Here is a 15058-nt window from a genome sequence, read left to right as displayed (position 1 = left end):
CGGCATCGCTGTACCTCCCTTGGCTTTTGTAGAGTAAAGCTAAATTGTTCAAGCTAGTAGCCACATCAGGATGGTCGCCAGCAAACAGGCGCTTTGTCATTACCAAAGCATCACTGTATAGTAGTTCGGCATCGCTGTACCTCCCTTGGCTTTTGTAGAGTAAAGCTAAATTGTTCAAGCTAGTAGCCACATCAGGATGGTCGCCAGCAAACAGGCGCTTTCTCATTGCCAAAGCATCACTGTATAGTGGTTCGGCATCGCTGTACCTCCCTTGGCTATAGTAGAGTGCTGCTAAATTGTTCAAGCTACTAGCCACATTGGGATGGTCGCCAGCAAACAGGCGCTTTCTCATTGCCAAAGCATCACTGTATAGTGGTTCGGCATCGCTGTACCTACCTTGGCTTTCGTAGAGTCCTGCTAAATTGTTCAAGCTACTAGCCACATCAGGATGGTCGCCAGCAAACAGGCGCTTTCTCATTGCCAAAGCATCACTGTATAGTGGTTCGGCATCGCTGTACCTCCCTTGGCTATAGTAGAGTGCTGCTAAATTGTTCAAGCTACTAGCCACATTGGGATGGTCGCCAGCAAACAGGCGCTTTCTCATTGCCAAAGCATCACTGTATAGTGGTTCGGCATCGCTGTACCTACCTTGGCTTTCGTAGAGTCCTGCTAAATTGTTCAAGCTAGTAGCCACATTGGGATGGTCGCCAGCAAACAGAGCTTTGCAAACATTTACGCAATCTTCATACCAAGGTTCTGTTAATTTATATAATCCTTGTCCATCATAAAATCTTCCTATACCCACAAATATCCACAGTACTCGATCTTTAGGCATTGATGCTGTGAAAAATGTTTGTGCTTCTGTGGCTTCCTTTATCTCTGCAATTAAACGTTTTCCTATATCTTCAAGATGAAGAATAACATCTTTGAAGAATTCAATATCTTTAGAAGTGGGTGAATTGGGAAGGCTTTGGGCAAGGGTTATCATGGCGGTGACAAAGGTTGTTTCTAAAACCGATTTGGTTTCGCCAGAGTTTGCTAACTCCTCTTGCAAAAACCACCGCACTAAGGCATGAATTTTATAACATCCTTCTCTTTCTTGTACCAGTTGCAGCAAGTTGCGCCCGTAGAGTTGCTTTTTAGCTGCGTTTAATTCATCTTCCGACCAAGTTAGAAGAGGCAAGGGAGCAGGGAGCGGGGAGCCGGTGGGACTGTTTTCTTCAGCTTGAGAGGTGTTTGAATCTCCTACTTGTTCTATGTTTTGACTTTTTGTCGCTACCCAAATAACTAATTCCCAAAGAATTTGTACAGGAGAAAATAAACTCAAAAATTTTCCTAGTTGTTGCACCAGTGGGTCGAGTTCTTCCCAAGTTAAAGTAAATACGGCTTTGACTCCCAGTTGAGTTGAGTTGAGAGTTTCCCGGTCTTGTAAAGCTGCTTCTGTTAATTTACGTTCTTGCAATCGCCCAAACATGATATCTAAAGATATGTCCGGGTCGCGTACCAAATAACCTCCAACTAACTCTATGCCCAAGGGCAAATATTCCAGACATTTACATATTGCTGCTGCGGCTTGTGGTTGGTTTTCAACTCGCCTATCTTTTTCTCCCAACAGTTGTTTTAACAGTTCTAAGGCTTTGCCTGGTTCTTTTTGGGGCGAGAGAACATCTAAGGAAATCTCTTGAATAAAATTCGGGTCTAAATGCCGCAGTCGAGTTGTAACTAAAACTCGGAAGCGGTTATTGTTGGGAACAACTTTGCGGAGGTTGTTTAAATCAGTTACGTCATCGAAGACGATTAAAATTGGCAACTTAGAGTTAGGATATTTAGACCAACACCAGGCGATTTGTTCTTGAAGGCTTAAAAAGCTTCCTCCTAGCTCTTGGGGAATCTCCAAACTGAACTGCAACCGGAAAAACTCTAAAACTTCGGCGGCGAGATTGGTTTCTCTGTTGTTAAACCAGGCAATCCCGCCATAATCTTGTTCATATCGTCTAGCGTATTGGGTGGCTAATTCAGTTTTGCCCACGCCACCCATTCCCGCTATTGCTACATAGTCTCTGCGCTGCAAATCTTCATGCACCATTGTCAGTTCTGTTTCTCGACCGACGAAATTAACAGAACCGCGATAAGGAATAGATTTTGTGGGGCTTAACTTTGTCCGTTCCCCGTCAGACGACTTTGGTCAGTTAAAAATGACTGGGGCGTTAAATGTATTGCCTTGGAAAACATTCTTTATCTCATTTGCCAAATTTTGATAGTTAATACTATTTGGCTGTTGCGGCTGCGATTTCAGCGTATCGGCAAATTCTTGTATAGATTGAATAAATTTAGGATTTGGTTCGGCTTTCGCTGCTTCTGCCAATTCTTTTATTGCTTCTGCCACTTCAGGATTAGCTTTAGCCGCAGATTCCACCTCTAGCAGAGCCTTACCATAATCTAGTGGTTGCTCTGGTGCTTTCTCTATAGCCACTACAGTATGGGGAGACTGTTTTTTCAGCGTGACGAGAAACTTGCCAGTCTTATCCACTAAAGACTCTGTTACTTTTTCGGTTGTTTTTTCTAAAGCTTTGGTGGCTATTATAGTGCCAATTGCGATCGCAGCAGTTTCCAGTATCATATCTTGCTTTGACTATGTGTATGCTATCTAAATATTAATACACCGCCTTTGTTCTAAATTCCCTAATTTTAGTATCTAGCCCTGGTGATTAGAAATCACGGCTATACAAACAAAGTCCGCCTACGCGGACTAATAAAAAATTAAGGGCTTGTTGAAACTCGCGTAGGGAAGTTTTGTCTATGTAGTCGCGACTTCTAGTCGCTTGGTGCAACTGTTTCATTAACAAAAACATGTCTTTCATCAACAAAAACATGTTTTTCATCAACAAGAACATGTCTTTCATTAACAAAAACATCTTTTTCATTAACAAAAACATGTCTTTCATCAACAAAAACATGTCTTTCATCAACAAAAACATAATTTTTGTGATAAATACTGAGTCTCCAGTTATATCAGATACTAATTTGTGAGGATTTTACTGAACTAAAATACAGCTTTAGTAAGGCAAACTAGCTCTAAAGCAGAATAAAAGGGATACATTTATGCCTGGGAAGCAACGTACATATCGCGTTTTAGAAAAAGCTGAATTAAGAGCGGCGGGACTTAAAGCAATTGATCCCAGTATGGATTTTGGGGACGATCGCAACCTACAAAATATGACAGAACTAATTGAGCAGTACCGGAGCAAAATAGATGCTTATAATACTGCTCTTGCTGTGATTGATTCGTCTAGAACTGAGATGGGCGAATTGGATAAAAATTTAAGCGATCTAACTGAAAAAATGCTGATTGGAGTTGCTTTTAAATACGGTAAAGATAGCCGGGAATATGAAATGGCGGGTGCTGTTCGCAAAAGCGATCGCATCCGTAAAAGCACAGCAACACGCTTGAGAGCAACTTCAGAGGAAGCAGCTACTAAGAGTAATAAAACTGCTTGAATAAAAATTCAGAAGTCAGAATCAAAATGCTCGTGACGCTTGTTCGCCCTTAGCGTCTCACCTCAGGAAGTTTACGTAAATTTGTTGATGTAGCTATAAGTAAATTCGGTAAAATTCATGAGGTTTAACAGATATAAATTAAATAAAATTACCTTTGTATATGGTCAATATCTGTTAAGAAAACTCCAAGAAATAAATTATCCAATATTGTGGGGTGGGCATCTTGCCCGCCCAGTCCATAAGGCTCTCGTGTCGCCCACCCCACAAGAGTTAATTGCATATTTTTTTATTTGGAAGTCCCTAAAGCAAACAAACTTGTTGCAACCAATTAATTGTTGAGAAACAATTATTGTTCAACATAATTTTATCTGCTAATGAGCAACTTGAAGAACCAAAGACTAAAACTTAAATTTTATCAGTTACGTTTATTTCCATATATAGTAATTGGTTCTCTAATTTTCTACTTCAATTCCAACCTAGAATTAAACTATCTATTTAAAGGATATTTAGTCTTAATAGAATCTCAGCTATGTATAATCATTATTTCTTTGATGACAGGGAAATTCACTAATAAAACACATAAGTAATTAAGGAGATTCAAAATTTTTACTTGTATTGTATGCCAATAGATATTTATTAGAGTTAATTAAGGAAGGAAATAACATGAGGAGTAAATCTACAGCAATTCTGCTTTGCTTTTTTGGTGGGTGTCTGGGAATTCACAAATTTTATTTAGGACAAAATGTTGCAGGTGTTTTGTACTTGTTGTTTTGTTGGACTTTTATCCCGGCATTAATAGCCTTTATTGAGTTATTTGTACTAATTACTTTGTCAGATATCGAATTCAATACAAAATATAACCAAGGTGTAACAAACACAAGTGGAGCCGTATCTGCTAAAGATGCCACCAGTGCGTTAGCTGATTTAAAAAATCTTTTTGATTCTGGTGTAATTACCGCAGAAGAGTATGAAGAAAAGCGGCAAAATCTTCTGAAATTTTTGTAAATCCAAATCATCAGTCAATTTATTGTGTCACAATCTAAATATTGGTTTCAACAAACTCCGGCTTGGGTGTGGTTCTCATTAATTCCAACATTGGGGGGATTTGCTATTGCCTACGGGGGTTACAAATCTAAGACTAAGACTTGGATTGTCATAGGAATTAGCATCTCTGCTTTAGCTTTTGCTTTTTCGGCAAATAATTTTGCATTGGCAATTTGGATGACTCAAATTGGTATTGCATTCTACCTGAAAAAATCTTTTTTAGTTAAAACTTATCCGAAGAATTTACCAATTCCTGAAGAACAAGAGTTAGCAAATCTAGTTGCCAGTACTCGTGATAAAGTAGATATTAATGAATGCTCTAAAAATGAACTAGTTAACTATTTAGGGCTACCTATAGTCTATGCAAATAATATTGAATCTCTGATGAATGAGGGATATGTTTTTACTCATGTAGAAGAGTTGATAGAAATAGCCGGAGTTCCCGAAAAGCAAGTAGCTAGAATTACACCGCTAATTACTTTTAGCTACAACCACAAAAAGGAAGCTGATTTTTCTTGGAAACGATTAAATACATATTCAACTCCAGAATTGATTGCTTGTGGATTAGATGGAGCGATCGCAGAACAAATTGTAGCAGAAAGGCAACGACGAGGTGAGTATAAATCGTTGATTGATGTGAAGCAGCGTACTGGATTACCCTTAACTACTTATCGGCATATAGCTTAAAGGTTGTTTGAAAAGTCTTATTGTAGGTATCAAAACGTTCTAGATCCCCCTAAATCCCCCTTATAAAGGGGGACTTTAATTCCGGTTCCCCCTTTTTTAAGGGGGGTTAGGGGGGATCAACAAGTGCCTAAAATCACAGTCAAATACTTTTCAAACATCCTCTTAAACTTCCCATTTTTCCGCCTTTTTCCACGGAAGCTTCACCGTAAATCGGCTGCCTTTGCCTAACTGACTTTCGGCGTGAACAGTTCCACCATGCAACTCGACAATTTTTTGCACCATCACTAAACCTAAACCACTGCCCGTAGAACGACGAGTAGAGGCATTTTCAACCTGCATAAAAGGTTGAAATAATTTAAAAAGATCATCAGAAAGCATCCCAATACCCGTATCTACCACACTGAAAAAGATATATTCATTGGTAGCAGTTGGTTGCACTTCTATCCAAACTTCGCCTCCTTCTTTAGTAAACTTAATGGCGTTAGTCAACAAGTTGATAAATACTTGGCGAATACGACGTTCATCGACTTGGATAGGTTCGAGTTCTTCAGGTACTTGTGCCCGCAATTGAATGTTTTTCTCGAATGCGAGATGTTTGACAAAATCTAAGCTGTAATCACATAATTCCTGAATTGAAGTAGCAGCTAGTTGCAGTTCTATTTTGCTGGATTCGGTATCGGTAAAGTCAAGGATTTGGCTAATTAATTCTAGTAAGTTCTTACCGCTAGATTCAAGTATAGTTAAAGATTGCTGCTGTTCTTCGCTCACAGGGCCGTACACTCCATCTTTGAGGGCTTCTGTGATTTCCAAAATAGAGTTTAAGGGATTTCTCAAATCGTGATTGATGTTTACTAAAAAGGTGCTTTTAGCACGATTTGCCATTTCCGCAGCTTCTTCAGCCTCACGTAGAGCGGATTCTGCTTGTTTGCGCTCGCATACTTCTAAAGTTAGAGCAACAAATTCTGCAATTGAGCTAACAAAATTTTCCTCGCTTATTTCCCATGTCCGGGGAGTGTCAATCTGCTCATACAATACTGTTCCCACTATTTTACCCCCAACCCAAATAGAGGTATCAATTAGGGATACAATATTATTTGGTTCTAGTAATTTATCCCATAATTCCTGTACCCGTAAATCACTGCGAGTGTCGGTAATGACAATGGTACTCAAAGCCACCACGGCTTTATAGTAAATTAAATAATCTGCAAGGTTGCGTTCTAAACCTGCCGAATGTTTTTGATTGCTATGTTCATAGAGACTTATACATTGTAGTTTGGTACGCTGATCATTGAATAACCATACACTTACTCGCTCTACTTCTAAGGCATTGGCGGCTTTTTCGGTGATGACTTTGAATGCTGTTTCTAGATTTCCTTCAAAAAGCGCTTTGTGATTTGCCAGTTCTGCTAGTACCCGATGATGTTGGCGCAGTTTTTGTTCACTATTAATATGTTCTTGAATCTCTTGCTGTAAGTCTTGAGTTTGCTGCTTAATTTGCAGTTCTAACTCTGCATTTTTAATAGTCAGCGCAGTAAAATTTTTCCGTAACTGTTGCGCCATCTCATTAAAAGATTCACCCAATATTTCTACTTCTTTAATGCCCTGTACTATCACTACTGAGTCTTTGTCATTAGTAAAATCGCTTAAATCTTTTGTCGCTGTGCTGAAATCCAAAATTGGCTGAGTTATCCAACGGGCGGTAACAATCCCCAGTATAGTAGCTAATCCTAATGCTCCTAAACAGAGAAAAATTGTAGTTTGAGTATTGCGATTAATTTGTCCCATAAAATCTGCTTCTGGGACATTTACCACAATCAACCAGTTGAGATTTGATTTGCCCTGTAACGGTTTAACTTCTAAAAATTGTCGTTTGCCATCCAAAGAAAAATCTAGTTGCTGTAAACTTTGAATTTGGTCAAAGTTATTAAATTTAGTTGTTAAATATTTAGCGGCTGCTTGAGTCGAAGAATTCACACTTTGGGAAGCTGCCAACCGAATAGGTTTACCATTTTGTAAGCGGAATGGTTCTTCGGCTGTAGAACTTGCAACTAATAGCCCTGAACGCTCGATAATAAAAATTTGCCCAGACTTGCCAACTTTGATATTTTGCAGCAAATCTCCAATTTCTGATAAACGAATCAGAGTGCTGTTGACTCCGAATAACTGACCTTGGGAATTATAGATGGGTTGAGATGCACTAATAAAGAGTCTTGGTTCACTGCTGGGTATAAAAATCTGACTAAAGCTGAATTTTTTGGCAGTAACAGCTGTTTGATAATCAGGACGCGATCGCGCATCATAGTTTTTAATCACCTCTGGTAGCTGAGTACGTTGACCTTGAGAGTCAATTTTGTAAGTGTAAAGGTCGTACTCAGTTGACTTTCCGGCTTTTTTAAGTAAGAATTGGCGATCGTTGAGCTTCTCTACCGTTAGGTGTTCTTGTTGTTCATTACTTACCGTTAAAGCCAAGGCATCAGGAAAAGTCTTTAACTGCTCTACTAAGTATGACTCCCAGGTTGCAAGATTTTCTATCTTTAGCAACCCGATATTAATCAGATTTTGATTACCGCGTAGTACCTGACGCGGAGTTGACAAATAAGTTTGTAAATTCTGCTCAACTCGATTGGCGACTTCATGACGCAATTCACTAGCCACCTCATTGACTGCTTTTTGCCCATTGTGAATTGATAAATACGCAGTCAATCCCACAGCTAGCAAGATTTGTAGCAGAAACAGCACTACCAGAATGAAGCTTAGAGGTACACCTTTAAATAGGGAAAAAACAGTATTTTTGGTCATCTGCCCACTCCCCTTGCTCCCTCTTTCTGTCTTGTAGTACTGAGTACAACACCGCGAGTTTGCTGTCCTGTGGGCTTATGCATAGTTTGTACTCGGTCGGGTCAAGTGCCAATATACCACTTCTGACAAAAGAACAAAACGTTAATTAACTGCACTAGGATTTGAGGGATAAAAGAACGAACCGCATTCGCGCAGCGTCTCCCTTTGGGAGAAGCACGCAAAGAGCGCAAAGTTAAGAGGACAGCATTGCTCATTGGTGTCTACTTTTGCTAAATAAAGTCAAATTAAGGGTTTGAAACTCAGGATCGGTAGCTTTTGTTTGTGTAGACGCGGTTTCTAACCGCCCATTTCACGTTAAGTTGACACCGATGAGCAATGCTGTGCCCTTACGACTGCCGCAACGCTGAGAGAATCAAAGTATTTTAAAACACGCTCTATACAGAAAATTTCTGTTAATACCACTTAGCAGATGGGAACTCTAGCTAATAAGCTTAATTACATACAGTATCCCACCCAAAACTACCAATCATGTCCCATTTTGCTCATTCCACTTTGGGCCAATCTTCTTACCCTCGCTTAACTAGAAGCCTGAGTGCTGTTGAAAGTTGGGGTTTTGGTTTGACGGCTCATATTTCTTGGACAGCATTGGTTCCAGCAATTCATGCTGCTCTCGGTTTCCAAGCTATTTTTGTTTGGATACCTGCGGTGATTTTCGGAATGCTACTCAATTATCAAGTAAAACGCTTGGGTATACATTTTATTAATGTGGCTGGAGGAACACCCAACTATACTACTAAGCTACTGCAACGCTACCCTGGACTAGCTCGTTATGCAGCAATTGGATACCTTCTCAACTGGGTTTCTTATTTATCAGTTAATACAATTGTACTTAGAGATTTAATTAAGGTAAATTTGGAGGCGCTGGGTATTACCTGTCCAGATATATTTTTGGATCTGAGTTTTACACTGTTGCCTTTTATTGTGGCGTTTAGTGGAACTCGCGCCCTGAGTATTTTACATTTGTTTTTTGTAATTCCAGCCTTTGGACTGCTAATAACCTTCTGTGTGCAAGGTCTGGCTTGGTTAGCGTTTTCTCCCCTTAGTCCTGGGTTTTTTCCTAATAATTGGTCATCTTTAAGCTTTGTAGATTGGGCAAAGTGGTTCTTTTTTGTCACTTATGCAACCTACAGTTGTGAAACGGCTTCTTCTTTTGTCGCTGATAGCCGCCAACCCACTCAGACACTACGCTTTCTAGACGTTGCCGCTTGGATGATGCCACCCATCTTTTTGGGTGGGTCTTGGGTAGTCATGCGGTTAGCAACAAATCCCAACCTGAAAGATAATGCTTTTCTGAATCTTGTAGCGGCTTCCCAGCCCTTTTGGGGAAGATTTGCTGGTTTAAGTGTTTCTTTTTTGTTAGTAGCTGCTTGTCTTTTAGGTTCGGCAACGGTGGTTTCTAATTGCCCGCGAATTCTGTATCAATTGTCTTTAGATAACCATCTCTCACCAGTATTTTCAGTTGTCTCACGTCGGGGTGTGTTTGTCCCAGCTTTGACATTGACACTGCTATTGTGCTTAGTCTATTTGATTTGGGGAGATGTGGCGCGAATCGTCGCTGTTGGTAACGTCGGTTGGTTTGTCTCCTTTATGTTACTGCATCTAGGGCTTTGGCTTGGGCGCGATCGCCCCGAAGTTTTGTTCCCTCGCATATCTCTAGGCATTTTTCTCTTAGAAATTGTAGTGCTGTTGGTGGGCGGATTTGCCTGGGGTTGGCTGAACTTCCTGATTGGGTTATTGTTTCCCATTGGTGTCTTAGGAATTGATGCAGTAATTCGCCGTGTGAATTTTGCTCCCTTCCATACCAGTTGGTGGATGCAGCGATATCGCACGCGTTCTGTGGTAATCATTAAAGATTCAGTAATTCTTCAGGTGAGCATCCTGATTTTTTTACTATGTAGCGCAGTGGCAGTTGGCTGGTTATTTGGCGTTAAACTTAATAACGTGGCAACTGCGGGGGGTGAGAATATATTTGTGGTGTTGCTGATGAGCGTGGCATTTGTCGGCGTAGCGATCGCTTGTTGGACAACTTTACCGCAAGTGGTAGCGATCGCAGAAGCTCGAGAATCTGCTGAACACCTGTTTACTGTTGCCCAAGATGGTATTTTAGTCGTAGACGATCAAGGCATTATTCAGCAAGCTAACCCAGCCACCAAATCATTCTTTGGTGTCAACCCATCTGAGTTACGGGGAAATCACCTCAACAAATGGCTACCCGCATTAGTCTACTATCCAGACCAGTGGACAAAGCGTAGCGAACAACCCCTACTTGGTCATGGGAAAAACAGAACTCTGGAAGTTTCCATCTCAGACCGACCTCATCAAGATTTTCAGGAATACGTTGTTATTCTTCACGACATTACCCAGCGCAAACAAGCAGAGCAGGTATTGCGATACTCAGAAGCACAATTGCGCCAAGAGGCCAAGCAGTTAGCATCTCAACTGGTGCATAGTGAAAAAATGTCCAGTTTAGGGCAGTTAGTCGCAGGTGTAGCGCACGAAATCAACAACCCAGTCAATTTTATCTCTGGCAATATCGGCTATGCAAATCAATATATCCAAGATTTATTGAGACTGCTGCAACTATATCAGCAAAACTATCCTCATCCAGCCACAGAAATTCAAAAAGAAACAGAAGCCATTGATTTAAATTTCCTGATTGCAGACTTGCCCAACTTGCTAACTTCGATGACCGTTGGCGCAGAACGAATTACCGAAATTGTCTTATCTCTGCGAAACTTTTCCCGCTTAGACGAAGCAGAGATGAAAGCAGTGAATATCCATGAGGGTATAGATAATACCTTAATGATTCTGGAACATCGCCTCAAACCTAAATCTAACCATCTCACCATTGAGGTGATTAAAGAGTACGGCGACCTGCCATTAGTAGAATGTTATGCTGGACAACTGAATCAAGTATTTATGAATCTTCTCGCAAATGCGATCGATGCTTTGCAAGAGTCGGTAGAAAATACTGAGTGGAGAGTAAGAGAAAAAGCGCTCCCGACTCTCCAGATACGCATTCAGACTAAACTCACGAGCGAAAATCAGGTAGTTATTTGCATTGCTGATAATGGTACAGGTATTCCAGAAAAGGTACAGAAACATTTATTTGAACCATTTTTTACTACTAAACCAATTGGTAAAGGTACTGGGTTAGGTTTATCTATTAGTTACCAAATTATCACCCAAAAACATCAGGGAAAATTACAATGTATTTCTGCTCCTGGTGAAGGGACAGAATTTGTAATTGTAATTCCGTTGAATCAGCAAAGTAATTGAACTGGGGATTGGGGACTGGGGACTGGGGATTCAAACCCCAAGAAAATCTTACTCATATTTTCTTGCCCAGTACCCAGTAAAGCAATACACTTCAGAATGAGCAACAAAACCCTCAATATGGTTCGGATAAGGTTTTTTGATGACAAGCCTGATTATTGTAGAGACGGCGATTTATCGCGTCTCTTGCTTTAACCGAACCGTATTGCATTAAAAACTTAGCTTTAGAAAAATCCTCGCGTCGGCAGTGGTGTACCGTTGATCTCGTAGTTCCCGATCGCACGAGCCTTGAAGTGACCCGGATTATGAGATGCCAGGGTGCGTGCATTGCGCCAATGACGATCAAAGTTGGAGCTTTTCTTGGTTGTAGAAGCGCCGCCAACCTCAAATAACAAAGTGGCTGATTTTAGCGCTAATTCATCAACAATTAATTTTGCCTTGGCTGCACTCAAAGAAGCTGCTAGCGCCACAGCTGTCTCAGAGTCTTCACCCTGAGCTTGAGCAGCCGGAAGGCGATCGAGAACTTCGGCGGCGGCTAGAACGATCGCTTCGGCGGCAAAAGCGTTACTGGCAATCTGACCAACAGTCTGCTGCAAAATCGGGTCGTCTGCGGCTTGCTCGGTTGTAGCATGGTAAAAGGTTCTGGGTCGTTTGTGAATCAGTGCCGTCGCATCGCGGAGAACGCTGCGAATAATGCCAGCATTAATTGCAGTCAAAAATAATTGGGGAACGATATTGTACGGCAAGTTGTCCTTGTCTGTATCTGTCTCAAGAATAACTTCATCTGCCTCTACGCGGACATTTGTGAATGTAGTCGTTCCTGTACCAGTCAGCCTTTGCCCAAAGCCATCCCAGTCGTCCACAAGGTCAATCCCCTCGCGTTTGGTTGGCAAAATCGCCGTCGCTACGGTGTCATTGGGTGTTAATAGACGCACAAAGATCAAATCTGCATAAAGGCTTCCAGTGCTGTAATACTTCGTCCCGTTCAGACGATAACCATCGTCGTCAGGTATTAATTTTGTATTCGCAACTTGGCCGCCACCAGCTCGCTTCACCTCCAGTTCGGTGGAAGCGAGGCCGATGATTGCACCATCAACAACAGCTTTCAGCCAGCGACGATTCCGAGGAGTGCGTTCTGAACGCAAAATCCGCTCTGTCACAGAGAAATGATTCCGTACAATGTGAGCAACGTTTGGGTCAGCATCTCCCAGCCGAATGGCAACCTCGAACAGTTCGCGCGCGCTGCTACCTCCCCCACCCTCAGCAACAGGGATTCGCAATGCACCCAATCCCGAACGCCGGATCAGTTCGACCACATCATAAGGAAGGATGCGATCGCGATCGCGTTCGGCAGCTCCCAAAGCAATAAAATCGAAAAGGGTTTGGAGTTCTGGAGAGTTCGCGGTGACAGGAGCCGAAAACTGAAATGTGGAGTCTAGAACTTTTTCCTCAATCTTGATCATTGTTTTTCTCTCTGAAATATATGGCGTTGAAAATCGATACCAGAACGCAAGCGCGATGCTAATCTTGCAGCTAGCATTGATAAAGTCTTTAACTTGAAAGCGACAAATAATTGATTCCGTTTCAAGAAGATAAAAGTTACAAAATAGTTATTCAAAATATCCGCGATCGCTGCTTGAGACTAAGTGCAAAGACTCTCAAGAGCCTACAAAACCCTATAATTAAATATGCCTTTATTCTGTTTATAAACACAAAAGTATGCTTTACTTACATACTATTTTCGTTGATTAAACAGCCATTGAAGAAACTCCCAAAGCTAAGATAGTTTACAAAATACTGCAAGCCTATCGGTTTACGGGAGTTAATGAGATGATAGGAAACATCCTACAAGGCTAGATAAGGCAAGTCAAGCTTTTCTTCAAGAATCTCAGATTTTGATGTTGAGGCAATTATACCGTTTCTTTGTGAAGCTGTGCCAAATCTCTGAATTTCTTGGCGTACTTGGTGTACTTGGTGGTAGCCTGCGGCAAGCTTCTACGTTCTTGATTTCTTGCAGCATAAGCGCACCCTAGACAGGGTTTATTCATGGAATTCTTTAGTAGCTTCACAAAATTTAAAGTCCGATAAAACCTCGTTTCCAGCCGGAGGCTGGAAATGCTGCTCCTGGTGGCTCTACCACCATTAAGGGAGGCGGCAGCCTCAACGACAAACATTCCCAGTCTCCGACTGGGAACGAGACAATATCTAAAAGCTTGTACTAGGCTAGTTTTCACCTTAAGTTGACACCAATGGGTAGGCCGTGCCCCTACGGGTGTACCTCACGTAAACGAGAACCGCTATAAACATACCATTTCAAATGACGCAAGAGCTTGGAATACAATTCTTTTGACTTTTGCCTTGCGGTACTAGGTACACCTGTCATAGCTTTCTACTTTTACAAAGCGTTATTATCTGAATAACAGAGGCAATTGCCGCATTTCAATTTATTGCAAAAATTAACTTGTTATTTCCGATTTTGATAACTTATAATAGTTTTGTTTTTGCTTACAATACACCTTGTAATTAGTGGATTTTAGACGTAAAATTTGCTGTTCAGGTTCGCGCAAAAACTTATTTTGTTTACCACCGTAGTAATGCTTAAAATAATGCAGTCATTGCTAACAAGTACTTCAACAGATTTATTAACAAAACTTTGTCTCTATAATTAGAAGAGTTTTGGACTAGTGTAAAAATAAGTAAGTTGAGGATAAAATCATGAAATTTGGAATTGATAGCGGGCACAATTGTCCACCAGACACAGGAGCCAGAGGGATTAAATTTGAGGATAATTTAACTCTAGATGTAGGTAATAGAGTTATAGCCAAGTTAAGAGCTTTGGGTAACGAAGTCGTAGTATGTAGACCAAGTAGCGCTCGTACAGTAACAGAATCGCTCTCAAAAAGATGTTCTACAGCTAATTCGAGTAGAGTAGATATTTACGTCGCGATTCATTTTAACTGCTTTAACGGGCAAGCTAACGGCACAGAAGTATTTGCAACTAGTGATACAGGTAACAAAATCGCTAAACCTGTATTAGATGAAATCGTCAAATTAGGATTTTTTAATCGTGGGGTTAAGAGTGGTTCCCACTTGTATGTCCTGAAAAATACAGACATGCCTGCAATTCTTGTAGAATGTTGCTTCATCGATTCGCAAAAAGATGTGAATCTTTTTGATCCTGAAGCAATGGCTAATGCAATCGTCAAAGGCTTAACTGGGAAAGTATCAAGTGTTCCTGTTAAGCCCGTACAAGATCAAGAAAATGATGTAGATGAGACTATCCTCAGATTGCAAAAAGCCTTAAATCAACTCAAAATAACTGATAAAAATGGTAAGGCGTTAGTAGAGGATGGCTTCACCGGGGCTAACACCAAATCTGCTGTAGAAAAATTTCAGACTATTATCGCAGTTCAGCCGACTGGAATTGCTGACACAGCTACATGGAATGCCATAAATATAATTTTGGCAAAACGAATTATCAGACCAAACCATGCTGGTGGTGCAGTTGTCAGATACTTGCAATATCGTTTAGGTGTTGATAATGATGGTGTCTATGGCCCACAGACAGAGGTTATAGTGAAGAACTTTCAAAAGCAAAATGGTTTAGATGCCGATGGCATTATTGGGCCTGCTAGCTGGCAAAAATTAATTGGTTAGACTGATTATTTGTGCGATCGCCTGAAGCTGTTGACCT

11 protein-coding genes are annotated in these 15058 nt (G+C 40.9%); 5 read left to right on the top strand and 6 right to left on the bottom strand.

Features of this window, described 5'->3' with window-relative positions; genetic code table 11:
- Positions 1-2086: tetratricopeptide repeat protein (locus V7L07_RS04695; protein WP_335055529.1), on the bottom strand; the 2086-nt coding region annotated here is incomplete at its 3' end.
- 99 nt (positions 2087-2185) lie between these two features.
- The gene (locus tag V7L07_RS04690) at positions 2186-2620 is read right to left on the bottom strand and encodes a hypothetical protein (protein ID WP_335055527.1); all 435 of its coding nucleotides are present in this window, start codon (positions 2618-2620) and stop codon (positions 2186-2188) included.
- 482 nt (positions 2621-3102) lie between these two features.
- Here V7L07_RS04690 and V7L07_RS04685 point away from each other — a divergent pair, with 482 nt between their 5' ends.
- Positions 3103-3498 (top strand): hypothetical protein, encoded by a 396-nt coding sequence (locus tag V7L07_RS04685; protein ID WP_335055525.1) that lies wholly within the window; start codon positions 3103-3105, stop codon positions 3496-3498.
- 148 nt (positions 3499-3646) lie between these two features.
- On the opposite strand, the gene V7L07_RS04680 is transcribed toward V7L07_RS04685, so the two are convergent.
- Positions 3647-3778 carry a hypothetical protein gene (locus tag V7L07_RS04680; protein WP_335055524.1) on the bottom strand — a complete coding sequence of 44 codons (132 nt, stop codon included), beginning with the start codon at positions 3776-3778 and terminating at the stop codon, positions 3647-3649.
- Between the two features lie 383 nt (positions 3779-4161).
- On the opposite strand from V7L07_RS04680, the gene V7L07_RS04675 reads away from it, so the two are divergent.
- Positions 4162-4503 (top strand): NINE protein, encoded by a 342-nt coding sequence (locus tag V7L07_RS04675; protein WP_335055523.1) that lies wholly within the window; start codon positions 4162-4164, stop codon positions 4501-4503.
- A 24-nt stretch (positions 4504-4527) separates the two neighbouring features.
- On the top strand, positions 4528-5229 hold the full coding sequence (locus V7L07_RS04670; RefSeq protein ID WP_335055520.1) for a helix-hairpin-helix domain-containing protein: 702 nt from the start codon (positions 4528-4530) through the stop codon (positions 5227-5229).
- A gap of 162 nt (positions 5230-5391) precedes the next feature.
- Here V7L07_RS04670 and V7L07_RS04665 read toward each other — a convergent pair whose 3' ends face one another.
- On the bottom strand, positions 5392-8028 hold the full coding sequence (locus V7L07_RS04665) for an ATP-binding protein (protein WP_335055518.1): 2637 nt from the start codon (positions 8026-8028) through the stop codon (positions 5392-5394).
- 528 nt (positions 8029-8556) lie between these two features.
- On the opposite strand from V7L07_RS04665, the gene V7L07_RS04660 reads away from it, so the two are divergent.
- Positions 8557-11367: an ATP-binding protein gene (locus V7L07_RS04660; RefSeq protein ID WP_335055516.1), complete on the top strand. Its 2811-nt coding sequence runs from the start codon at positions 8557-8559 to the stop codon at positions 11365-11367.
- 221 nt (positions 11368-11588) lie between these two features.
- Here V7L07_RS04660 and V7L07_RS04655 read toward each other — a convergent pair whose 3' ends face one another.
- Both V7L07_RS04655 and V7L07_RS04650 read right to left on the bottom strand, forming a co-directional pair.
- Positions 11589-12827 carry an acyl-CoA dehydrogenase family protein gene (locus V7L07_RS04655; RefSeq protein WP_335055514.1) on the bottom strand — a complete coding sequence of 413 codons (1239 nt, stop codon included), beginning with the start codon at positions 12825-12827 and terminating at the stop codon, positions 11589-11591.
- 447 nt (positions 12828-13274) lie between these two features.
- Positions 13275-13598, bottom strand: a complete 324-nt coding sequence (locus tag V7L07_RS04650; protein ID WP_335055512.1) for a hypothetical protein — start codon at positions 13596-13598, stop codon at positions 13275-13277.
- A 481-nt stretch (positions 13599-14079) separates the two neighbouring features.
- On the opposite strand from V7L07_RS04650, the gene V7L07_RS04645 reads away from it, so the two are divergent.
- The gene (locus tag V7L07_RS04645; RefSeq protein WP_335055510.1) at positions 14080-15021 is read left to right on the top strand and encodes an N-acetylmuramoyl-L-alanine amidase; all 942 of its coding nucleotides are present in this window, start codon (positions 14080-14082) and stop codon (positions 15019-15021) included.
- Positions 15022-15058: the final 37 nt, after the last annotated feature.

This window comes from Nostoc sp. (genome assembly GCF_036916985.1).
Lineage (GTDB): Bacteria > Cyanobacteriota > Cyanobacteriia > Cyanobacteriales > Nostocaceae > Nostoc.
Note: the sequence above shows the minus strand (reverse complement) of the source record. Positions and strands in the feature narration are given on the sequence as shown.